Source organism: Kribbella sp. NBC_00482 (assembly GCF_036013725.1).
In the GTDB taxonomy this organism is placed as follows: domain Bacteria; phylum Actinomycetota; class Actinomycetes; order Propionibacteriales; family Kribbellaceae; genus Kribbella.
Genome location: NZ_CP107881.1, coordinates 1265244 through 1285576, shown reverse-complemented (window position 1 = coordinate 1285576; position 20333 = coordinate 1265244). Strand labels below are relative to the sequence as shown.

Genomic DNA, 20333 nt, shown 5'->3' with positions numbered 1-20333 from the left:
TAGGGGGAACGGATGGACCTGCACCGCGACGCGGTGGTGGCGGATGCGCACAACGATCTGCTGATGCTGGTCGCGCGGCGGCCGAAGGAGGTCTGGTCCGCGTACTTCCGGGAGCGGTGGATCCCGCAGTTGCGGGACGGCGGCATCGACGTCCAGGTCCTGCCGGTCTTCATCGACTCGGAGTTCCTGCCCGAGGGGGCGCTGCGCGAGACGCTCCGGATGATCGAGGCCGCGCACCGGATCGCCGAGGCCAACGCCGACGAGGTCGCGCTCTGTACGGCGCCCGGTGACATCGAGGCAGCGACCGGGGCCGGCAAGATCGCGCTGGTCCTGGCGCTCGAAGGCTGTCCGCAGATCGACACCGACCTCGAGCTCCTGCAGACCCTCCAGCGACTCGGCGTCCGGATGGTCTCGTTCACGCACTTCGGGCGCAGCGCGCTCGGCGACGGATCCGGTGAGGACGCGACCGGAAGCAGGCTGACGCACGCCGGCGTCGAGGCGGTACGGCTCCTCGAGGAGCTCGGCGTACTGATCGACGTCTCGCACGTCGGCCGCGCCGGCACCGAGCACATCCTAGAGCTCGCCACCAGGCCGGTCGTCGCCTCGCACTCCAGCGCGTTCGCGCTGCGCGAGCACCACCGCAACCTGACCGACGAGCAGCTGCGCGCGATCGCCGCGACCGGCGGGGTGATCTGCGTGAACTTCTTCGCCGGCTTCCTGACCACCGCCGAGAAGCCGACCGTCGACCATCTCGCCGACCACGTCCTGCACATCCTCGACGTCGCCGGCGAGGACCACGTCGGGCTCGGCAGTGACTTCGTCGCGGAGGTCTTCGGCGAGAAGATCCCGGCCTGCGACCGGCCGGTGGTCATCCAGGGCCTGGACGCCGAGCTGTACGTCCCCGGTCTCGAAGGCCCGGCCGGGATGCCCCTGGTCACCGACGCCCTGCTGGCCCGCGGACTGCCCGAAGCAACCATCCGGAAGGTCCTCGGCCAGAACCTGGTCCGGGTTCTCTCATCCAAGGAGTGACGACGTGCAGCGCTGGCTCGACGACAACCTCGCGGACCTGATCACGAAGTACGACGTACCGGCGGCGTCGGTCGCCGTCCTGGCCGACGGGGAGGTGAGTACGGCGGCCGCAGGCATCCTCAACCTGGACACCGGCGTCGAGGCGACCGTCGACTCGGTGTTCCAGGTCGGGTCGATCACCAAGCTGTGGACGACCACGCTGATCCTGCAGCTGATTGCCGAGGGCAAGGTCGACCTCGACCGGCCGGTGCGGGACTACCTGCCCGAGTTCAAGCTCGCCGACGAGGAGGCCGCCGCGGTGATCACGCCGCGGCAGCTGCTCACCCACTCGAGCGGGTTCTCCGGCGATGCCTTCACCCCGACCTCGCGTGGTGATGACGCGGTCGAGTTGTTCGTGCGGGACGTGCTGCCCGGGCTGGCGCAGGAGGTGCAACCGGGTGCCGGGTTCTCGTACAACAACTCCGGCTTCGTGGTGCTCGGGCGGATCGCCGAAGTCCTGTTCGGGAAGCCGTTCCACCAGCTCGTCCGGGAGCGCATCGCCGTACCGCTCGGGCTGGAGCACGTCGCCACGATCGCGGACGAGGCTCTCCTGTACCGCGCGGCGCTCGGGCATGTGGCACCGAAGCCGGGTGATCCGTTGCGGACCGCGCCGGTGTGGAGCCTGGTGCATGCGATGGCCCCGGCCGGGTCGTTGCTGGCGATGAGTGCCCGGGACCTGCTCACGTTCGGCCGCGGGTACCTGGACGCGACGCTGTTCGACCGGGACACGATCGATCGGTTGTGGGAGCCGCAGGTCGACGTACCGGCGATCGGCGGGTTCGCGCAGCACTGGGGACTCGGCTGGATGATCTTCGACGTCGAGGGCGGGCGGCTCTACGGCCACGACGGCGGGACCGTCGGGCAGGCGGCGTTCTTCCGGCTGGTGCCCGAGAAGGGCGTCGCGGTCGTGCTCCTCACCAACGGCGGCAGCGCCGGAGCCGTGTACGACGAACTGGTCGGCCACATCCTCCGCGAGACGGCCGGGGTCGAGTTGCCGGCCCGGCCGGTGCCGCCTGAGCGGCCGGTGGAGATTTCCGCGGAGCTGGTCACCGGTCGCTACACCGGCGTACTGGTGCAGGCCACGATCACCGTCCAGGACGGGGAGTTCTGGGTGCTCGACGAGGCGGTCAGCGACGAGGCGCGGCTGATTTACCCGGAGCCGCGCCGGACCAGGCTCGTCGCGCTCGACGACACCCGGTTGATCGCGGCCGAGGCGGAGCACGGGACGTACGAGGTCCTCGCCTTCCGCGCGGCGGTCGACGGTCGTGCGGGGTACCTGTTCCGCGGTGGCCGGCTCACTCCGCGCAGTCACTGAAAGTAGTTGCCCCTCGCCGCCCTTCGCTTGTTGCCCGATCACCGTATGTGTTTGCGAGGGGCAACAAAACGTGAGTTTCAAGCGCTGGGATGACGGTATGCGTACACCTGGTCGCCAAGCGCCGACATCAGGGTTATGGTGATTACTCGGGGGAACGGGGCGAGTACGTGGTGGTGAGGCTATGTCGTGGCAACTGTGGGTATTGATAGCCCTCACTGCGGCCGGGCTGGTGTTGTTGGCCGCAGTGCGGATGCGGCACGCCCGCAAGGTCTTCGACGACATCACCGAGCTCGATCACCCCAAGGTCGAGCGTCCCGCCGAATCAGCGCCGGCCGGTGACGATCTGGCCCGCGCCCGGGCCCGGCATCTGAACAGCGAAGCCGACGCCCGGCACCGGCGCCACGGCTAGTCTGCGTCGAGAAGGCCGTCGCGGCGGGCTACTGCGGCTGCTTCCGTGCGGGAGCGGACGCCGAGCTTCGCGAGGATGTTCGACACGTGCACGCTGACGGTCTTCTCGCTGATGTACAGCTCCCGCGCCAGCTGCCGGTTGGTCCGTCCCTCCGCGAGCAACCGCAGTACTTCGGTCTCTCGCGACGTCAGCGCACTCGCGGTGCTGGTGTCTCCGCCGCCTGCCTCCTCCAGGAGCGGGCGCGCGCTCAGCTCCCGGCCGGCCTCGGCCGCCAGCGCCGCCTGCTCGTTCGCCTCGGCGACCCGGCCCGCAGCGCGTAGTGCGGCCGACAGACGGATCCGTGACCAAGCCTGCTCGAAGACGTACCCGTAGCCGAAGGCGTCAGCCGTCCGCTGCCAGGCGGCGACGTGTTCATGCGGCGTCGGCGCGTCGATCCCGGCCAGCCAGCGCAGCCGCTCCCACTCGGACTCCAGCCGCGCGAGCCAGGCGAGACCTTCGACGCCCATCAGCCGCCCCGGAGGCAGTCCCTTCTCCGCGGTCGCCTGCCCGACGTTGAGAAGCTCCGCGCCACGCGCGACCAGGTCGGCCGCGGCCGACGGCTCACCGACGGCGCGGTGGCACAGCAGTTGCATGCCGAGGGTGGAGAACCGGATCCGCGCAAGGAACCACTCGGTCTGGAACACATCGGCGCACAGCGCGGACACGTCCGAGATCAACTTCTCGGCCTCGGCCGGCTTGTCGAGCGCGCGGTACGCGTCGACGGCCGGCTGCAGCCCGAGGATCGGCAGCATCACGTCGAGGTCCCACCACTTCCGGGACAGCTCGAACTCCTCCGCGACCGCGGTGTCACCCCGCCCGCTGCGGACCGAGAACTCGACCGCCCGCAACGCCGCCGCGGCCGCCGCCGGCGTCATCGCATCCGTCCGCGCGGTCGCCGCCGCCTCGTCCCATTCGCCGAGCATGAACTGGGTCAGCGCCAGCATCCGGCGCGCGTCGAACCCGTACGCCGCCCATTGCCGCCCGAGCTCACCGGCCCGCTTCGTCGCGAACGACAGGGACGATTTCGCGTTCAGCAGGTCGCCCTGCTCGTAGTGCGTCGACCCGAGCAGGAACCGGCTGCGCACCTCGGCGGGGGAGTCACCGGTGAGCTGCGCCCGTACGGCGGCCTCCTCGAGCTGCTTCGCGGCCGTCTCCGGATCGCCGGCCCGGCGACGGAGCTGGGCCAGCGTGATCCCGGCGTCGCTGGCAGCCGACTCCTGACCGGCCTCACGGGCGATCTCGAGTGCCTTGTGCGCCCAGCGCTCAGCCTCCATCGGGCGGCCGAGCGCATCGGACACGCGGGCGTACAGCGACGCGACCTGCGCCTTGAACACGCTGGCCGGCTCGTCCTGGACCAGCTTGAGCGCCTGCGAGACAGCCTCGCTCGCCTCGCTGTCCTGGTCGATGACCAGCGCGATGTCCGCCAGCGGCAGCAGGAGCTCGGCCCGCTGCCGCTTCGGCGCGTCCGACGGCAGGTCGGCCAGGGCCTTCCGCAGGAGCTTGACGGCGCGCAGGTGCTGCGAGGACAAGGTGGCCGCCATCGCCGTGTCGACGATCAGCCAGGTCTTGTCGACCGTGCTCGTCGGCGCGGCGTTCGGGAACAGCTCGAGGGCCATCTCGTAGTGCTTCAGCGCCTCCTGCGGCGCGGCGACCGAGAGCGCTTCCTGACCGGCCCGGACCCGGGCCTCGAACGCCCTGGCCAGGTCGTGGGACCGGGTCGCGTGCCCGGCCAGCTCGGCCGCGGTGCCCGCGACGGTCTGGCTCTCCAGCTCCTGCACGTACGCCGCGTGCTGGCGGACACGCTCACCTGGCAGCAGGTCGTCGTACACGGCCTCGGCCAGCAGCGCGTGGCGGAAGTAGTACCGATCGCTGGTCGGTACGTCGATGATGTGGGCGTCGATCAGCTCGCGCAGGGCGTCGTCGAGCTCGCGATCCGGCAGCTTGGCGACGGCCGTGAGGAGGTCGTGCGGGACGCGGCGACCGGCGACCGCGATCACCCGGGCGACCTGGCGGGCCTCGTCGGACAGCGGGTCGAGGCGGACCAGCAGCAGATCGGCGAGATCTGGTGGCACCGCGTCGCCGTCGCCCATCGAGGCCGCGGCGGCGAGTTCCTCGGTGAAGAACGCGTTGCCGCCGGCCCGCTCGAGGATGCGGCGCTCCTCGGTCGGGGACAGCGGGTCGGTAAGGAGCAGGTGCAACAGGGTGCGGGCCTCGTCGGCGTCGTGGGGGAGAAGATTCACGCGACGTACCCGGGGGTTGCGGGACCACTCGGCGATCGGGCGGCGCAGCGGGTGCCGGCGGTGCAGGTCGTCGCTGCGGTAGGACACGACGAGCGCCAGGCGCTGCGAGGTCAGGCGGGTGATCAGGAAACCGATCAGGTCCCGGGTCGAGTCGTCGGCCCAGTGAGCGTCCTCGATGATCACCAGCTGCGGTTCGCTGGTGGCGAGCGCGGTGAACGCGCCGAGGACGGCGTCGAACAGGGCGGCCCGATCGAGCTGGCCCTCCTGCGGCACCGGCTGGGCGCTCAGCAGGCGGTGCGCCGGGAGCAGCCGGCCGATCGCCGGGAAGTTGGTCAGCACGCCCTCGACGAGGTCGGGGCGGTCGCCGGCCAGCCGGCCGAAGATCTCCGAGAACGGCTGGTACGGCAGGCCGGCGTCGCCGAAGTCGGTGCAGTGCCCGACCAGGACACCGAACCCGCGCTCGTGCGCGCCGGTCGCGACCTCGTCCAGTAACCGGGTCTTGCCGACGCCGGCGTCACCGGACAGCAGCACGGCGCCGGCCCGACGCGTCTTGGCGTCGTCCACGGCGCTGAGCAGAGTGGCCATCTCGGACGAGCGGCCGACGAGAGGTGTCGAATTCCAGGGCACGTCGTCCATCTTCGCCCCTGCTGCCGACACAAATCGACGGTATCCCGTCCGTTGGCTGTTCCCGGTCGTTCTCCCAGACGCAGAAACGCCGTCCCTGATCGCGAGTTCTCGATCAGGGACGGCGGTTTCGGCGGTCATGCGGCCGGGCGGGGTCGGAGGGCGTGGCGCGGCTCGGACTGGGTGGTCCGCTCCTTGCGCTGCCGACGGTTCGCGGCCCGGAAGTCACGCTTGGCGCGCTCCAGCCGGTAGGCCGATTCCGCCTTCACGGCGTCCGGGGTCAGTGGCATGTTGATCATCATGGTTTCCCTCCCTTCAGGCTTTCCGGCCGAACAGGTGGCTGATGGTCCGGCGGCCCCGGGTGTTCCGGGTCTGCCGGAAGTCACGGCTGAGGCGCTCCCTGCGGTAGTCGACCTCTGCCTTGACCGATGCGTTCGTGAACATGTGTTCCTCCGTTTGTCTGTGCCGGCTGCTTGCCGACAGGTGTAAATCTGCTCGTCTGAGGAGGACCCGCACATCGGAAGTCCTCCCTATCCCTGCGCTGAGGCGGTACCTAGGTGTTCTGAGGGGGTCCTAGGGGGTTCCTAGGGGGTCCCGAAAAGACGGTGGCGCGGCCGGCTCCGAAGAAGCTGAGCCGCGCCGTGGGGGGGAGGGGCTGGGGCGGTGATCGTGCGGTCACATCGCGGGACGGGCCCGAAGCTCGGGCGCGCAGGGCTGGGGCGGCCGCGGCGCACGCTTGGGCAGGAACCACAACGGACGCTGGAAGTCCCGCCGAATCTTGTCCTGCCGGTACTTGATCTCCGCCCGCACCGCGTCGGTCGAGTAAACAAACATGATGTCCTCCGAGCTCCTGTCGATGAGTAGACAGTGCTCGCCTGAGGACACCTCCCACATCAGCACAACTCCCTATGCCCTAGGCAACGGAGTCCTTAGGCGGGCCGCCACGCAGGCAAAACCCCGCGAACCGGCAGTGACACGCCGTGCGTGAGCTACTTCTGCATGCGGGGGTGTCCACCGCACGGCTAGCTGCGGTAGGTCAGGCTCAGTTCGTAGTGGGTGGGGTCCAGGAGTTCGTCGGCGTGTTCGGCGAAGGTGTCGTTGGCGGTCCAGCTGGTTCGGGTGGTGTGGAGGAACCAGGTGCCGTGCGGGCGGGCCAGGTGGCCGGCTTCGACCGGGGTGAGCGGACGGCCGCGGAGGCGTTGCTCGCAGTGGTCTAGGTACAGCCCGGCGCGGTTCAGCGTGACGCTGATCGACCCGTTGTCGAGACCGCGTTCGGACAGGTCACGCAGCGACTCGATCGCCGGGACCCGGCTGCGTTCGAGCGAGATCGCCGTACCGTCCGTGAGCTGCCGGACCCGCTCGATCACCACCACCTCGGGCGACGACAACCCGAGCCGAGCAGCCAGCGCGGCATCCTCCTCGAGCTCGATCCGTACCGTCCGCATCCGGGTCTCCACACCCTGCTCGGACAACGCGTGCGTCCACCCGAGCCGCCCGTCCAGCGGCAGCCCGTCGAACAGCACGTACGACCCCTTGCCGGTGTGCGTGGCGATCAGCTCGTCCTCAGCGAGTACGGCGAGCGCGGCGCGAACCGTGTTGCGACTGACCGAGAACCGTTTCGCCAGCTCGACCTCACCGGGCAGCTGCGTGCCCCGCCGTACGACGCCGGACTTGATCTCCCGGGCGAGCACCCGCGCGATCCGCTCGTGCTTCAGGGAGATCCGCCGCATCATCGCAACTGCTCCACGCTCACGATCTCCAGCATCGGCGCGTACAGCCGCATCAGGTCGATCGCCTTGCCGTGGTTCTCCGCGGTCGACCCGGCACAGGCCTCCTCGACGACCTGGACCTGTACGCCGGCGTCCACCGCGGCAAGCGCCGTACTGATCACGCAGCAGTCGGTCGCCACCCCGGCGAGCACCAGCCGCCCGTCGGTCCGGGCCGCCAACTCAGGGCCCCAGGCACCGAACGTGGTCTTGTCGAGAGTTGGAGCGCCCTTGAACTCGTCGACCAGTTGATAGTCCTCCGAGTCCGCCGGCTGCAACGCGAACGGGAACTGCTCGTAGTACCCGACCCACGCACCCTCCGGCTCCTCAGGCGCAACGAACCGCGTAAACACGACGTCCGGCGCGAACAGCTTGATGAGCTCCCGAGTGGGCTCGACGACCCGCTGGAAATCCGGTGTTGCCCACCCGGACGCCGGGTCCGCGAAGATCCGCTGCAGGTCGATGAGGGCCAGCACCATCAGGCCTCCTGACGCCGTACGGCGGACCGCCCGCCGAACCACTGCACGACGAACCCGAGAACCAGCGCGACCAGTACGCCGAGGTTCGCGTACGCCCACGCGCCTTCCTTGCCGCCGAGGCCGAACGCCCCGAGCAGGTACCCCTGCCAGGTCAGCCACGACGCCAGCGTGTTCGTGACGAGTCCCCACCCGATGCCGGTGGCAACCACCATCGTCGCCACGGGCAGCCACTGCACGTCGCCGTACCGCCCCTCCGGCCGGTAGAGGTCGTCGTCGGAGTAGTCGCGCCGCCGGGACGCGATGTCGGCGAGCATGATCCCGCACCACGCCGCGATCGGTACGCCGAGCGTGATCAGGAACCCTTGGAACTGCCCGAGGAACTCGCCGCCGTAGAACACCACGTACACGGTCCCCGCGATCATCACCACACCGTCGATGAACGCCGCGACGTACCGCTTCACCGGCAGCCCGAGCGAAAGCAGCGCGAGGCCGGACGAGTAGATGTCCAGTACGGCGCCACCCACCAGCCCGAGCACGGCCACGATCACGAACGGCACCAGGAACCACGTCGGCAACGCCTCAGCGAGCGCCCCGATCGGGTCCGCACCGATCGCCTTCGAAAGGTCCTCCGACGACCCCGCCAGCAGCAGACCGAACACCAGCAGTACGACGGGAGCCAGCGAACCGCCGAACGTCGTCCAGCCGACCACGCCACGACTCGACGCCTGCCGCGGGAGGTACCGCGAGTAGTCCGCGGCCGCGTTCACCCACCCGAGCCCGAAGCCCGTCATCAGGAAGACCAGAGCGCCGATCACCGCCTGCGCGGACCCGCTCGGCAGCGAGGACACGGTGCTCCAGTGGATCTGGTCGGCGACCAGGATGATGTAGACGACCGTGAGTACGCCGGTGACGATCGTGATGACTGTCTGCGCCCGCATGATCAGGTCGAACCCGAGCACGCCGCAGGCGACTGTCAGCAGACCGACCACGAGCAGCGCGATCACCTTGGTCAGCGTGCCGCCGCCCCAGCCGAGCCGCTCGAACACGGTCGCGGTCGCCAGCGTCGCGAGGATCGTCAGCACGGTCTCCCAGCCGACGGTCAGCAGCCACGAGACCAGCGACGGCAGTTTGTTGCCCCGGATCCCGAACGCGGCGCGGCCGAGCACCATCGTCGGCGCCGACCCGCGCTTGCCGGCGAGCGCGATCAGCCCGCAGAGCAGGAACGAGAACACCACCCCGATCAGCCCGGCGATCACCGCCTGCCAGAAGGAGATCCCGAACCCGAGCGCGAACGCGCCGTAGCTCAGTCCGAGCACGGACACGTTGGCGCCGAACCACGGCCAGAACAACTGGTTCGGCCGGCCCTTGCGGTCCGCGTCCGCGATCACGTTCAGCCCGTTGCTCTCCACCGCGAGCGCACGGGTCTGCTGCCCCTCGACCTGGTCGGTCATATCGGCTCCTCAAAGAACCTGTTCAGTCCTGTTCAACACGGTAGGCCTGGCCGGTGAGGTGGTCAACAATGAATGTCATGCTGAGCGACGCGGTGGACGGGTTCCGGCTGGCGTACGACCGGATCGGCGAGGGACCGGCGGTGGTGTTGCTGCACGGATGGCCGGGGGATCGCACCGACTACCGGTTGCTGGCGCCGCTGCTGGCCGAGCGCGGGTTCGAGGTCGTGGTCCCGGATCTGCGCGGGTTCGGGGAGTCGGACAGTCAGTCCATGGATCCCACGCAGTACGGCGTCGCCGCGCAGGGGCGGAGCGTGGTCGGTCTGATCGAGGAGCTCGGGCTGGAGCTTCCCGTGCTCGCCGGGTACGACGTCGGGAGCCGGATCGCGCAGGGGATCGCGCGGACGCGGCCGGACCTGATCGAGGGGCTGGTGATCGCACCGCCGCTGCCGGGGATCGGGAAGCGGGTGTTCTCCGAGCAGGCGCAGGCGGAGTTCTGGTACCAGGCGTTCCACCGGTTGCCGGTGATCGAGGAGCTGATCGACGGCAACCCGGACGCGGTCCGTTCGTACTTGCGGCATTTCTGGACGCACTGGTCCGGGCCGGGGTTCGAGCCGGAGCTGGATCACCTGGTCGAGACCTACTCGGCGCCGGGCGCGTTCACGGCCTCGATCCAGTGGTACCGGGCGGGAGCGGGGTCGGTCGCGACGTCGGCGGCCGAGAAGGTGCCACCGTCGTACGACCGGATCGCCGTACCGACCGTGGTGCTGTGGCCGGAGTTCGACCCGCTGTTCCCGCGGGCCTGGTCCGACCGCGTGGACGACTTCTTCAGCGACGTCCGAGTGCGGTACGTCGACGGCGCCGGTCACTACGCGCCGCTCGAATACCCGGAGATCCTCGCGGAAGAGATTGTCGGACTAGGCTGACCACATGGCCGAGACCGAGCTGGGGATGCCGACCGTGCGGCCGGCGGTGGGTGCGTTGGCGAAGCTTGCGCCGCAGCCCGTCCGGTACCTGCTGAACTGGGGCCGGAAGTACTCGCTCTGGGTGTTCAACTTCGGGCTGGCGTGCTGCGCGATCGAGTTCATCGCGGCGTCGATGGGCCGGCACGACTTCATCCGGCTCGGCGTGATCCCGTTCGCGCCCGGACCGCGGCAGGCCGACCTGATGGTGGTGTCGGGCACCGTGACCGACAAGATGGCGCCGGCGATCAAGCGGCTGTACGACCAGATGCCGGAGCCGAAGTACGTGATCTCGTTCGGCTCCTGCTCGAACTCCGGCGGCCCGTACTGGGACTCGTACTGCGTGACGAAGGGCGTCGACCAGATCATCCCGGTCGACGTCTACGTGCCCGGTTGCCCGCCGCGGCCGGAGGCGTTGCTGCAGGGCATCCTCAAACTGCAGGAGAAGATCGCCGGCGAGACGCTCGCGAGCCGGTACGACGAGCCGTCCGCGGCTGCCCTCACCCGGGGGCTGGTGCAGCCTTGAGCGCCGACGCACTCGAGGCGCTCACGAGCGCCGGGATCGCCGCGACGTCGGCGGACAGCTTCGGGCCGACCGCGCTCGACGTACCGCCCGAGTCGTGGGTCGCGGCGCACGAGGTACTGCGGGATGCGGTCGGTCTCACGTTCTTCGACTTCCTGAGCGCGTCGGACGAGCTCAAGGACGGGTTCCGGGTGGTGTCGCATCTCGCGGACTTCTGGGGCGGATCGCATGTCGATCATGTGCTGGTGCGGACGTTGGTTCCGCGCGACAACGCCGTACTGGCGACGCTGTCGGAGTTGTACGCCGGGGCGAACTGGCACGAGCGGGAGACGCACGAGATGTTCGGGATCGCCTTCGAGGGGCATCCGAACCTGATCACGCTGCTACTGCCGGACGAGTTCGAAGGGCACCCGCTGCGGAAGGAGTTCGTGCTCGCGTCGCGAGTCGCGAAGCCGTGGCCGGGCGCGAAGGAGCCGGGCGAGTCGGACCACGCCCCGTCGGGCGCCCCGAGCCGCCGGCGCACGCTGCCCCCCGGCGTACCCGACCCCGAAACCTGGGGCCCCCGCCCACCCGGATCGCCCGACCCCGACCCCCTGGCCCCGGCCGAAGCCGCCGCCACCCCCGCCCGCCCCCGCCGAGCCGGCGCCGCGGGCGAACGTCGAGCTCGCCGCCAACCCACCCCAACCGAACCGCCGGCTGAGTCGTCGTGATTCCTTCTGCGGAGGAGCTGGCGCGGTACACCCTCGAGCGGCAACATCCGATCACGCGGGCCTGGGTGGAGGACGCGCAACGGCTGACAACTCTCGCCGAGGAACACGCGGCGCTGGACATCCTGCTGGCCGAGGACCTGGAGATCGCCACCCAGCGCACCGACCGGCTGACCCCCGGGAAACCGCCCGAGGCGATGCTCAACCGTTGGCTTGCCGTAGGCAACGACCTGCACGCGATGTTCAGCATGCGCTTCGAAAACCTGAACCCCGCCAGGCCGTTCGTCGACGCAACCCCGATGAGCCGATCCCCACAACCGTCCGACCTACCCGCACTAGCTGCAGCGGCGCAAGAGCACTACGGCATCCACCACCCGCTCTACGTCCGCCTATGGACCGCCGATGCAGGCATCCCCGGCACCGCCCCCGACCGCCGCTTCCTGGCCGCACCGATCCGCGAGCTACGCGCGTACGACGTACCGCCCGGCCTAGCCCTCCGTCCGGCGAAAACCGTCGACCACTACGAAGAGGCGAGCCACGCGTACGCCGCAGTCGACGCCGACCACCCGCACCACCCCGAGGAAGCCACCATCCAGGACCGCGAGGACCTCCAGGAGGCAGCGGACGAAGGCTTCCTCTTCGACGTCACGGTGAACGACGAATGGGCCGGCTACGCCGCCGCCGTCATCAAGCCGTACGACGCCCTGGGCCTCCCCGCGTACGTCGTCCGCGAACTGGTCCTGGCCCCACAGCACCGAGGCCACGGCTACGGCCCCCACCTCAGCGCCCTCCTCGCCCAATCCCTCCCTGACCCCACCCGAATCCTCATCGGCACCATCCACGAAGCCAACCACGGAGCCCGAACCGCAGCCCTGAAATCCGGCCGCCAAGACATCGGCGGCTGGCGTCAACTCCCGTTGAATCAGACCTGAGCGAGACACAAACCTCCGGGCGCCCGGGTGGTGTGATGTGCAAGCTCGACAGGTAGTGCACCGGCGAGACGCTGTACGCGCAGACACATTCGCGCTCAGGTGCACTACCCGGCCACCCGACACTTCCTGTCGAGCTGCAGATCACACAGTGATGCCCACGGATGATCTCAGGAGTGCGGTGGGGTGTAGTAGAAGACCTCTTCGCGGGTTATTTGGCCGGACTTGACTGTGCAGAGGGAGAGTTTGGTGGTGTGGGAGCGGGTGCCGGTGCGGACGTCGAGTTGGTCGAAGGTGAAGCGGATGGCGAAGTGGTCGTCGAGGAGGAGAGGGCCGACGATGTCGACGCCGAGGTACTCGATGTCGGCGTTCAGGCGGCGAGCGTTCTCGAGGATGGCGTCGGCGCCCTTGACCTCGATCTCCTCGCCGGCGGTCTCGAGAGGTGCGACGCGGACGACCTCGGGGGCCGAGAGGGCGAGTGCCTGGTCGAGGCGTCCCGTGGACAGCGCGTCGACGTACCGCTGAGCAACCTCCGCCGTTGACAGGACGCGGAACTCGTCGGCGTGTTCGTCCGCCCACTCGGCGAACGTGAGCGCGGGGCGGCCGGTGAGTTCGGTGACGGTGGTGGTGACCGGCTCGGGGTTGTCGACGAGCGAGGCCCAGTACGCGACCGAGCTCTCGGCGAGGACCGGGTCGGCGCCGAGGTCGAGCATCGCCTGCCGCGCCTCCGCGTCGCTCAGCGCCTCGACACGCATCTCCTTGCCGATCGCTCGCGCGATGGTCCGGATCTGCTCGGCCTGGGTCAGCACCTCAGGTCCGGTGAGGTCGTAGACCTGGCCGATGTGCCGGTCGTTCAGAAGCGCGAGTACGGCGACCGCAGCGATGTCCCGTTCGTGGATCAACGACCGCCCGGCCTCGGGGGACGCGACCCGCACGAGGTCACCGGTCCGGAACTCGCCGGCCCAGCCCTGCGCGTTGACCGCGAACCCGCCCGGCCGCACGAAGGTCCACTCCTTGCCGCCGTCTCGCAGCAGTTGCTCCACGTCGGCCCACACCCCGCCGGACGACGCGCTCAACGCGGACAGGTAGACGACCCGCCGCGGCAGTTCGGCCACCACATCGGCGGCTCCGTCGGCGTTGAACGACGGCCAGAGCAGGAACGCGGCGTCGACGTCCGCCGCTGCCCGGCGTACGGCGGTGGGGTCGTAGAGATCGCCCTTGATCAGCTCGACGTCCGGCGGGAAGCCGGCGAGGTCCGGCGTACGGACGAGGGCTCGGACGGTCACGCCTGCGGCGCGCAATCCGTCGACGACGTGGCGCCCGACGCGGCCGGTGGCTCCGGTGACAAGAATCGTGGTCATGACGCCCACCCTGGGACCTGAACAATGGTTTAGGTCAAGCGAGACGCACTAGGCTGACGGGCATGCTGGAGTTCGTGGTGCGGGTGGTGGGCGTTCTGGTCGCCTTCCTGGTGGCGCCCTTGCTGGTCGGTCAGGCCGAGCACAAGGTGATGGCGCACATGCAGTCACGGCTCGGCCCGATGTACGCCGGCGGGTTCCACGGGTGGGCGCAGCTGGTCGCCGACGGGGTGAAGTTCGTCCAGAAGGAGAGCGTGGTCCCGGCCGCCGCGGACAAGCGCGTGTTCGAGTGGGCCCCGATCGTCGCGATCCTGCCGTACATGGCCGCGCTGGCCGCGATCCCGCTGGCGCCGGGCGTCGTCGGCGCCGACCTGGACTCGGGTCTGTTCTTCGTGCTCGCGGTGATGAGCATCGGCGTACTCGGGTCGCTGATGGCCGGTTGGGGCAGCGGGAACAAGTACAGCCTGCTCGGCGGGCTCCGGGTCGCGGCGCAGCTGATGAGCTACGAGCTGCCGTTCGTGCTGTCCGCGGCGAGTGTCGCGGTCGCGGCCGGGTCGTTGAGCCTGACCGGCATCGCGCACGCGTGGAACCCGTGGTGGCTGCTCTGGCAGCTCCCCGGCCTGATCGTGTTCTTCATCGCCGGCCTGGCCGAGCTGCAGCGGCCGCCGTTCGACATGCCGGTCGCGGACTCCGAGGTGATCTTCGGCCCGTACACCGAGTACACCGGCCTCCGGTTCGCGATGTTCCTGCTCGCCGAGTACGCCGGGATCGTCGTACTCGCGGGCCTCACCACGGTCCTGTTCCTCGGCGGGTGGAGTGGCCCGGGGCCGGAGTCGATCGGGTGGATCTGGACTGTTTTGAAGGTCGCGTTCGTCTCGCTCGTGGTGATCTGGGTGCGGGTATCGTTCCCGCGGATGCGCGCCGACCAGCTGCAGAAGCTGGCGTGGCAGGGCCTGGTGCCGGTGGCGCTGATCCAGCTCGCGCTCACCGGCATCGGCGTCGTCGTCTTCTAAGGCGTTGCGAGTGCCTCGGTCGGGGAGAGGCGCGAGGCTCGGACGGCTGGGTACAGGCCGGCCAGGCCGCCGATCACCAGCGTCGCCGCGACCCCGCCGGCCAATGCCCAGACCGGGATCACCGTCAGCCAGTTCTGGTACGACGCATAGGCCGCGGTGACCGCGGATCCGAGTAATGCCCCGCCGACCCCGCCGAGTGCGGACAGCAGCAGCGACTCGGTCAGGAACTGGGTGCGGATCTGGCCGCGGGTCGCCCCGAGTGACCTGCGCAGACCGATCTCGGCGCGGCGTTCGAGCACCGAGATCACCATGATGTTCGCGACCCCGACGCCGCCGACCAGCAGCGCGACCGCTCCCAGGCCGAGCAAGAGTCCGGTGAAGGCCTGGCCGGCGGCCTGCTTCGCGGCGAGTGCGTCGGACGGCCGGGACACCTCGACCTCGTTCGGCGCTTCCGGGTTGGCCGTTGCGCCGAGCACCGATCGGACCGCCGGCACCTGGGTGTCGTCCGAGCGGGTGTAGATCGTGGTCGGGTGCCCGTCGAAGGAGAGGTCACTCGCGGCCGGCCAGCCCATGAGCGCGGCGCTGTCCAGTTCGGGGGCGAGTGCGGCCGGTTCGAGGATGCCGAGGACGGTGAACCACTGGTTGCCGATCAGCACCTGGGTGTCCGGGCCGGCTTTGGTGATCCCGAGTCGCTCGGCAGCGCTCGCGCCGAGGACGGTCGCCGGATAGCTGCCGGTCGCCGCGTCGATCCACTTGCCGCTGCGGATGGTCGCGCCGATGGTGTCGAGCAGGTTGGTGCGGGCGGCGTACGCGATGATGCCGTTCGTCTGGACGTCCGGGATCTTGTTGGTTCGGTAGACCGACGCGTCGTCGACCTTTCCAATCGCGGATTCGGCGCGCACCGGCGGGATCCGGCGGACCATGGATTCGGCGGCGAGCGGGAGTTGGGCCTGTTCGCCGGTCAGCCGGGTGCCGGGGGTGACGGTCAGCAGGTTGGTGCCCAGGGCATCGAGTTGGCCGTCGAGCTCGGCCCGCGAGGACGACGAGATGCCGACCACCGCAACCATCGCGGCGATCCCGATCGCAATCCCCAGCGCGGACAGAAACGCCCGCAGAGGCCGAGTCCGCAACCCAACCGCCCCCACCCGCACAGCATCGCGCACACCCAACGCCGCGGGTCTGAGTTCCCGGGCACCTTGTGCACGACGTCCGTGCTTCTCGTCGCTTGTCGTACGGACGTGGTGCACAAAGTCGTCGCTCATGCGTGTACCTCCTCGACGATTACGCCGTCTCGCATGCGGATCTGGCGGGGGAGGGAGGCTGCGATGTCGCGGTCGTGGGTGATGACTACGACCGTGGTGCCGGCGGCGTGGAGGTCTCGTAGGAGTTGCATCACGCCTGCGCCCGAAGCCGAGTCCAGCGCCCCGGTCGGCTCGTCCGCCAGCAGTACGGCGGGTTCGCCGGCGACCGCTCGCGCCACGGCAACGCGTTGCCGCTCGCCGCCGGATAACTCGTGTGGCTCGTGATCGAGGCGGTGCGCGAGACCGACCCGTTCCAGGGCGGCCGCCGCACGCTTTCGGCGTACCGACAAGCGAAGGCCCGAGTAGAGCAGCCCGTCCGCGACGTTGTCGACCGCGCGGACGCCGGCCGCGAGATGGAACTGCTGGAACACGAACCCGATCCGGGTAGCGCGCAACGCCGACAGCCCGGCGTCGGACAGCCGCGCCACCTCGTACCGGTCGATCCGAACCGTGCCGGAGGTCGGGCGGTCGAGGGTGCCGAGGACGTTCAGCATCGTGGACTTGCCGGAGCCCGACGGGCCGACGATCGCGACCAGCTCGCCGGGGTCGATCCGTAGGCTGACACCGCCGAGCGCGTTCACCCCGCCTGCGTACACCTTGGTCACCTCGGTCAGCTCGATCACTTGGGGATCCCCACCGTGGTGCCGGCGGTGATACCGGCGCCGCTGATCTCGACCTGGCCGCTCGCGAACAGGCCGGTCTTCACCGGCACGTACCGCGACGTCGTACCGTCGGTGACCTCGACGCCGAAGCCGCCCTCCCGGAGCGCGACCAGGGCCGCGACCGGAACGGTCAGCACGTTCTTGCGTTCCGAGGCCGTGAACGTGACGTCGACGGCCGCGGACGACCACGCGGCCACCGCCTGCTGGTTGGCGATGGCAACGATCACCTCGACCTTGGTTTCCGGATCCTTGTCCGGGCTTTCCGCCGGAATGATCACCGTGGAAACTTTCTGGATCTTTCCGGGCACCGACTTTCCGTCCGGGAGCGCGAGCGTGACTGCCGCGTTGAGCGTGGCCAGCCGCTGGTCCGCCGCGTCGAGCTGGACGGTCACGGCCCGCGTGGTGCCGGTGTAGCTGAGGACGGGCTGGTTCGGGCCGAGCGGTGAACCTTCCTCGGCCTGCACGCTGTCCACCCGCAGATGCCCCGGCGCGAACAGGACGCTGCCGAGCTCGACGACGCCCGTCTCGTCCAGACCGAGATCCTCCTGCCACTCCTCGACCGCTTCGGCGGTCGCGTCGGTGTACTCGTCATCCACGGTGAACCCGGTGTAGCCCATCGCCTTCAGGTTCTGCTCGAGCTGCAGGACGTCGGTGCCTTCGGTCCCGATCGCGAGCCTGCGGTACGCCGGGAGCGCGCCGTACAGCAACGTGGTCGGCTTGTTGTCGATGCTGTACACGGTGTTTCCGCGGCGCAGCTCCTGTCCGCTGTCCGGTACGGCGGTGACCGTGCCGGCGACCCGGTTGACCGCGGAGGACGACGTACCGAAGCCGAGCCGGCCGTCCTCGGTCTCGGTGTCCTTCAAGGTCTGCTGCGTGACCTTGGTCGTGTTGACCGGTATGGCCTGTACAGCCTGGTGCGTTGCCTGGCTGGCGTCGCCCCGGCTGACCAGGAACGCGCTTGCGGCGCCCCCGGCAGCCAGGACGACCGCAGCCGTGAGTGCCTTACGCATCAGCGTGCCGCCAGAATGCTCTGGCAGGCGTCCTGCGCTTTCTTGAAGTCGGGATCGTCGGCGACGCCCGGCCCGATCATGATGCCGCGCTGGTCCGGCTTCGGGTCCGGAAACTTCTCGACCCCGTTTTTCCGCATGCATTCGGCGTACTTTCTGCCGTTTTCCGCCTGCTGCGGGTTGGCGCTGCCCTGAGCCTGCGGGTTGTACTGCTGGCACGCCTCCATGGCCTTCTGGACCTGCTCCTGCGTGACGCCGGAGTTCTTGTCGAACTTCAGCATCGGCCCCTTGCCCGGTTCCGGGTCCGGAACGTTCAGGCCGTTCTCCCGCAGGCACTGGGTGAACTTCACCGCCATCTCGTCCTGGCTGAGGCTGGCCGGCGCACTGCTCGGCGCCGTGGACTGCTGCCCTCCGCTCCCGGAGGCGACCTGGACATCGGGCTCGTCGGCTCCGCAGCCGGTCAGGATCAGGCCGGCGACCAGAACGGAAACGGCCAGAATGGTGTTGCGCATCGGTGCTCCTCTCGTTTCCGGAAACCTTTCTCGGTCGGCCGTTTCCGGACCGTTTCCGAGAGCGGAAACGCCGCGGAAACACCGATGTCGGGGATCATGGGGTGCGTGCGGGTACTGGTGGTCGAGGACGAGCCGTTGCTGGCGGCAGCGATCGCGGAATGGCTGCGTGACGACTCACATGCCGTCGACGTGGCCGGTGACGGCGGCGCGGCGCTGGAACGGTTGTCGGTGAACGCGTACGACGTACTCGTGCTGGACCGCGACATTCCGGTCGTCCACGGGGACGAGGTGTGCCGTCAGCTGGTGGCTTCCGGGTCGGCCACGCGAGTCCTGATGCTGACCGCCGCGGCCGCCGTGACCGACCGCGTCGAAGGGCTCGGGCTGGGCGCGGACGACTACCTGACCAAACCGTTCGCGTTCGCCGAGCTGGCAGCGCGGGTCCTCGCGCTGGGCCGGCGGAGTCGCCCGGCCGATCCGCCCGTACTGCGACGCGCCGGCGTCACGCTCGACCCGGCGCGGCACGAGGTTTTCCGCGACGGCCGGTACGTGCCGTTGTCGAAGAAGGAATTCGCCGTACTCGTGGAACTGCTGCGAGCCGACGGCGCGACCGTGTCGGCCGAACAACTGCTGGAGAAGGCATGGGACGAGCACGTGGACCCGTTCACCGGAGCGGTCCGGCTGACGATCCTGAAGCTCCGCCGGAAACTGGGCGAGCCGGGACTGGTCGAGACCGTCACCGGCGTCGGCTACCGCATCCCGTGAGGCGGTTGACGCTGCGGGGCCGGCTGACCCTCCTGTACGGCGGGCTGTTCATGGTCGCCGGCGTAGTGCTGCTCGGGGTGACCTATGCCTTGTTCACCGCGAACCTGGGGCAGAAGTACCAGGTGATCGTGAAGGGGACGTACCTGAGTCCGAGTGCCGGGCCGAACAGGCCGCCGCCGACCAACGACGTGTACGTGATGAACAAGGACGGCGCTCTGCTGACGGGCTCGGACGCGGAACGGGTGATGAACGAGCAGCGCGAGCAGGTGCGGCAAGCCGCGATCAAGTCGATGCTGACGCAAGGGAGTGTCGCGCTGCTCCTGGTGGGCGGGTTGGCGGCGGGGTTCGGGTGGTTGGTGGCTGGACGGGTGCTGGCGCCCCTGCATCGCGTCACCGACACGGCACGGCGGATCGCTCTGACACCGTCCGCCCTGCACGAGCGGATCGCCCTGAAGGGCCCCGACGACGAGGTGAAGAACCTGGCCGACGCGTTCGACACGATGGTCGAGCGCCTGGACCATTCCTTCGACGGCCAACGCCGCTTCGTCGCCAACGCCTCCCACGAGCTGCGTACGCCGCTGACGCTCGGCCGGGCGTTGGTCGAGGTCGCGATGCATCGACGTACGGCGTCCGCGGATGTGAAGGAACTGGGCGAGAGTCTGCTGACGATCAACACGCGCCACGAGCAGCTGATCGAAGGGCTGTTGATCCTGGCCGACTCGGAGAAGCAGCTGACGACGGTCTACCCGGTGAACCTCGCGGACGTGGTGACCCACGTGACCGCCCAGCTCACGAGCGAGGCGACCACCGCGGGAGTCGAGGTCATCCGAGGACCGGGCGATGCGCCGACCCGCGGCGACGCGCTCCTCCTCGAACGCCTGGTCCACAACCTGGTCGAGAACGGCATCCGCCACAACCTGCCCTCCGGTGAGCGGTGGGTCCGCGTGGTCAGCAAGCGCGTCGGCGACCAGGTGCAGGTGGCGGTGACGAACACCGGCCCGGAGATCCGGCCGTACGAAGTCGAATCCCTCTTCAAACCCTTCTATCGCCTGGGCGCCGAACGCCTGGTCAGCACCAAAGGCGCCGGCCTGGGCCTGTCCATCGTCCGCTCGGTCACCGAAGCCCACGCCGGCACCGTCACCGCCGTCCCCCGCGAAGGCGGCGGCCTCCAGGTCACCGTCACCCTCCCTCTCGACCCTGCTTGACAAC

General features: G+C 69.5%; 22 protein-coding genes. 10 read left to right on the top strand and 12 right to left on the bottom strand.

What is annotated here, in order from left to right:
* Window positions 1-12: 12 nt before the first annotated feature.
* The 3 genes from OHB24_RS06505 (at window position 13) to OHB24_RS06495 (ending at window position 2792) form a co-directional block, all read left to right on the top strand.
* Window positions 13-1029 (top strand): dipeptidase, encoded by a 1017-nt coding sequence (locus OHB24_RS06505; protein WP_327638028.1) that lies wholly within the window; start codon window positions 13-15, stop codon window positions 1027-1029.
* 4 nt (window positions 1030-1033) lie between these two features.
* Complete coding sequence (locus tag OHB24_RS06500; RefSeq protein ID WP_327638027.1) at window positions 1034-2383, top strand: serine hydrolase domain-containing protein; 1350 nt, start codon at window positions 1034-1036, stop codon at window positions 2381-2383.
* Window positions 2384-2564: 181 nt separating this feature from the next.
* The gene (locus OHB24_RS06495) at window positions 2565-2792 is read left to right on the top strand and encodes a hypothetical protein (protein ID WP_327638026.1); all 228 of its coding nucleotides are present in this window, start codon (window positions 2565-2567) and stop codon (window positions 2790-2792) included.
* Here OHB24_RS06495 and OHB24_RS06490 read toward each other — a convergent pair.
* From OHB24_RS06490 to OHB24_RS06460, 7 genes are all read right to left on the bottom strand, one after another.
* Window positions 2789-5728: a helix-turn-helix transcriptional regulator gene (locus OHB24_RS06490; protein ID WP_327638025.1), complete on the bottom strand. Its 2940-nt coding sequence runs from the start codon at window positions 5726-5728 to the stop codon at window positions 2789-2791. The two genes, OHB24_RS06495 and OHB24_RS06490, sit on opposite strands and share 4 nt — an antisense overlap.
* A gap of 104 nt (window positions 5729-5832) precedes the next feature.
* The gene (locus OHB24_RS06485) at window positions 5833-5997 is read right to left on the bottom strand and encodes a hypothetical protein (protein ID WP_327638024.1); all 165 of its coding nucleotides are present in this window, start codon (window positions 5995-5997) and stop codon (window positions 5833-5835) included.
* A gap of 13 nt (window positions 5998-6010) precedes the next feature.
* Complete coding sequence (locus OHB24_RS06480) at window positions 6011-6139, bottom strand: hypothetical protein (RefSeq protein ID WP_277875675.1); 129 nt, start codon at window positions 6137-6139, stop codon at window positions 6011-6013.
* Between the two features lie 231 nt (window positions 6140-6370).
* On the bottom strand, window positions 6371-6529 hold the full coding sequence (locus OHB24_RS06475) for a hypothetical protein (protein WP_327638023.1): 159 nt from the start codon (window positions 6527-6529) through the stop codon (window positions 6371-6373).
* 188 nt (window positions 6530-6717) lie between these two features.
* On the bottom strand, window positions 6718-7428 hold the full coding sequence (locus OHB24_RS06470; RefSeq protein WP_327638022.1) for a GntR family transcriptional regulator: 711 nt from the start codon (window positions 7426-7428) through the stop codon (window positions 6718-6720).
* A complete protein-coding gene (locus OHB24_RS06465; protein WP_327638021.1) occupies window positions 7425-7940 on the bottom strand; it encodes a cysteine hydrolase family protein in 516 nt (171 codons plus the stop codon). Before OHB24_RS06465 ends, OHB24_RS06470 begins: the two co-directional genes overlap by 4 nt.
* Complete coding sequence (locus tag OHB24_RS06460; protein ID WP_327638020.1) at window positions 7940-9391, bottom strand: purine-cytosine permease family protein; 1452 nt, start codon at window positions 9389-9391, stop codon at window positions 7940-7942. The genes OHB24_RS06465 and OHB24_RS06460 overlap by 1 nt, the downstream gene beginning before the upstream one ends.
* A gap of 68 nt (window positions 9392-9459) precedes the next feature.
* Here OHB24_RS06460 and OHB24_RS06455 point away from each other — a divergent pair, with 68 nt between their 5' ends.
* From OHB24_RS06455 to OHB24_RS06440, 4 genes are read left to right on the top strand one after another with little or no spacing between them, the layout of a single operon-like run.
* The gene (locus tag OHB24_RS06455; protein ID WP_327638019.1) at window positions 9460-10314 is read left to right on the top strand and encodes an alpha/beta fold hydrolase; all 855 of its coding nucleotides are present in this window, start codon (window positions 9460-9462) and stop codon (window positions 10312-10314) included.
* Window positions 10315-10318: 4 nt separating this feature from the next.
* Window positions 10319-10876, top strand: a complete 558-nt coding sequence (locus OHB24_RS06450; RefSeq protein WP_327638018.1) for an NADH-quinone oxidoreductase subunit B — start codon at window positions 10319-10321, stop codon at window positions 10874-10876.
* Window positions 10873-11583, top strand: a complete 711-nt coding sequence (locus OHB24_RS06445) for an NADH-quinone oxidoreductase subunit C (protein ID WP_327638017.1) — start codon at window positions 10873-10875, stop codon at window positions 11581-11583. The genes OHB24_RS06450 and OHB24_RS06445 overlap by 4 nt, the downstream gene beginning before the upstream one ends.
* On the top strand, window positions 11580-12512 hold the full coding sequence (locus OHB24_RS06440; RefSeq protein WP_327638016.1) for a GNAT family N-acetyltransferase: 933 nt from the start codon (window positions 11580-11582) through the stop codon (window positions 12510-12512). The genes OHB24_RS06445 and OHB24_RS06440 overlap by 4 nt, the downstream gene beginning before the upstream one ends.
* A 167-nt stretch (window positions 12513-12679) precedes the next feature.
* Here OHB24_RS06440 and OHB24_RS06435 read toward each other — a convergent pair whose 3' ends face one another.
* The gene (locus tag OHB24_RS06435) at window positions 12680-13870 is read right to left on the bottom strand and encodes an NAD(P)H-binding protein (protein WP_327638015.1); all 1191 of its coding nucleotides are present in this window, start codon (window positions 13868-13870) and stop codon (window positions 12680-12682) included.
* A gap of 62 nt (window positions 13871-13932) precedes the next feature.
* On the opposite strand from OHB24_RS06435, the gene OHB24_RS06430 reads away from it, so the two are divergent.
* Window positions 13933-14880: a complex I subunit 1/NuoH family protein gene (locus OHB24_RS06430; protein WP_327638014.1), complete on the top strand. Its 948-nt coding sequence runs from the start codon at window positions 13933-13935 to the stop codon at window positions 14878-14880.
* Here OHB24_RS06430 and OHB24_RS06425 read toward each other — a convergent pair.
* Genes OHB24_RS06425 through OHB24_RS06410 form a run of 4 tightly spaced genes read right to left on the bottom strand, consistent with a single transcriptional unit; the run spans window position 14877 to window position 18362 of the window.
* Window positions 14877-16142, bottom strand: a complete 1266-nt coding sequence (locus OHB24_RS06425) for an ABC transporter permease (RefSeq protein WP_327638013.1) — start codon at window positions 16140-16142, stop codon at window positions 14877-14879. The genes OHB24_RS06430 and OHB24_RS06425 overlap by 4 nt on opposite strands.
* Window positions 16139-16804: an ABC transporter ATP-binding protein gene (locus tag OHB24_RS06420; protein WP_327638012.1), complete on the bottom strand. Its 666-nt coding sequence runs from the start codon at window positions 16802-16804 to the stop codon at window positions 16139-16141. The genes OHB24_RS06425 and OHB24_RS06420 overlap by 4 nt, the downstream gene beginning before the upstream one ends.
* Window positions 16801-17853 (bottom strand): peptidoglycan-binding domain-containing protein, encoded by a 1053-nt coding sequence (locus OHB24_RS06415; protein WP_327638011.1) that lies wholly within the window; start codon window positions 17851-17853, stop codon window positions 16801-16803. The genes OHB24_RS06420 and OHB24_RS06415 overlap by 4 nt, the downstream gene beginning before the upstream one ends.
* A complete protein-coding gene (locus OHB24_RS06410) occupies window positions 17853-18362 on the bottom strand; it encodes a hypothetical protein (RefSeq protein WP_327638010.1) in 510 nt (169 codons plus the stop codon). The genes OHB24_RS06415 and OHB24_RS06410 overlap by 1 nt, the downstream gene beginning before the upstream one ends.
* Window positions 18363-18467: 105 nt before the next feature.
* On the opposite strand from OHB24_RS06410, the gene OHB24_RS06405 reads away from it, so the two are divergent.
* Window positions 18468-19124 (top strand): response regulator transcription factor, encoded by a 657-nt coding sequence (locus OHB24_RS06405; protein ID WP_130384769.1) that lies wholly within the window; start codon window positions 18468-18470, stop codon window positions 19122-19124.
* Window positions 19121-20329 (top strand): sensor histidine kinase, encoded by a 1209-nt coding sequence (locus OHB24_RS06400; RefSeq protein WP_327638009.1) that lies wholly within the window; start codon window positions 19121-19123, stop codon window positions 20327-20329. The genes OHB24_RS06405 and OHB24_RS06400 overlap by 4 nt, the downstream gene beginning before the upstream one ends.
* Window positions 20330-20333: the final 4 nt, after the last annotated feature.

Bases quoted from the DNA above. Each gene is read 5' to 3' on its own strand.
- OHB24_RS06475 (WP_327638023.1), bottom strand. From the start codon at position 6,529: ATGTTTGTTTACTCGACCGACGCGGTGCGGGCGGAGATCAAGTACCGG.
- OHB24_RS06505 (WP_327638028.1), top strand. From the start codon at position 13: ATGGACCTGCACCGCGACGCGGTGGTGGCGGATGCGCACAACGATCTG.
- OHB24_RS06480 (WP_277875675.1), bottom strand. From the start codon at position 6,139: ATGTTCACGAACGCATCGGTCAAGGCAGAGGTCGACTACCGCAGGGAG.
- OHB24_RS06495 (WP_327638026.1), top strand. From the start codon at position 2,565: ATGTCGTGGCAACTGTGGGTATTGATAGCCCTCACTGCGGCCGGGCTG.
- OHB24_RS06410 (WP_327638010.1), bottom strand. From the start codon at position 18,362: ATGCGCAACACCATTCTGGCCGTTTCCGTTCTGGTCGCCGGCCTGATC.
- OHB24_RS06455 (WP_327638019.1), top strand. From the start codon at position 9,460: ATGAATGTCATGCTGAGCGACGCGGTGGACGGGTTCCGGCTGGCGTAC.
- OHB24_RS06415 (WP_327638011.1), bottom strand. From the start codon at position 17,853: ATGCGTAAGGCACTCACGGCTGCGGTCGTCCTGGCTGCCGGGGGCGCC.
- OHB24_RS06435 (WP_327638015.1), bottom strand. From the start codon at position 13,870: ATGACCACGATTCTTGTCACCGGAGCCACCGGCCGCGTCGGGCGCCAC.
- OHB24_RS06470 (WP_327638022.1), bottom strand. From the start codon at position 7,428: ATGATGCGGCGGATCTCCCTGAAGCACGAGCGGATCGCGCGGGTGCTC.
- OHB24_RS06485 (WP_327638024.1), bottom strand. From the start codon at position 5,997: ATGATGATCAACATGCCACTGACCCCGGACGCCGTGAAGGCGGAATCG.
- OHB24_RS06460 (WP_327638020.1), bottom strand. From the start codon at position 9,391: ATGACCGACCAGGTCGAGGGGCAGCAGACCCGTGCGCTCGCGGTGGAG.
- OHB24_RS06465 (WP_327638021.1), bottom strand. From the start codon at position 7,940: ATGGTGCTGGCCCTCATCGACCTGCAGCGGATCTTCGCGGACCCGGCG.
- OHB24_RS06425 (WP_327638013.1), bottom strand. From the start codon at position 16,142: ATGAGCGACGACTTTGTGCACCACGTCCGTACGACAAGCGACGAGAAG.
- OHB24_RS06450 (WP_327638018.1), top strand. From the start codon at position 10,319: ATGGCCGAGACCGAGCTGGGGATGCCGACCGTGCGGCCGGCGGTGGGT.
- OHB24_RS06430 (WP_327638014.1), top strand. From the start codon at position 13,933: ATGCTGGAGTTCGTGGTGCGGGTGGTGGGCGTTCTGGTCGCCTTCCTG.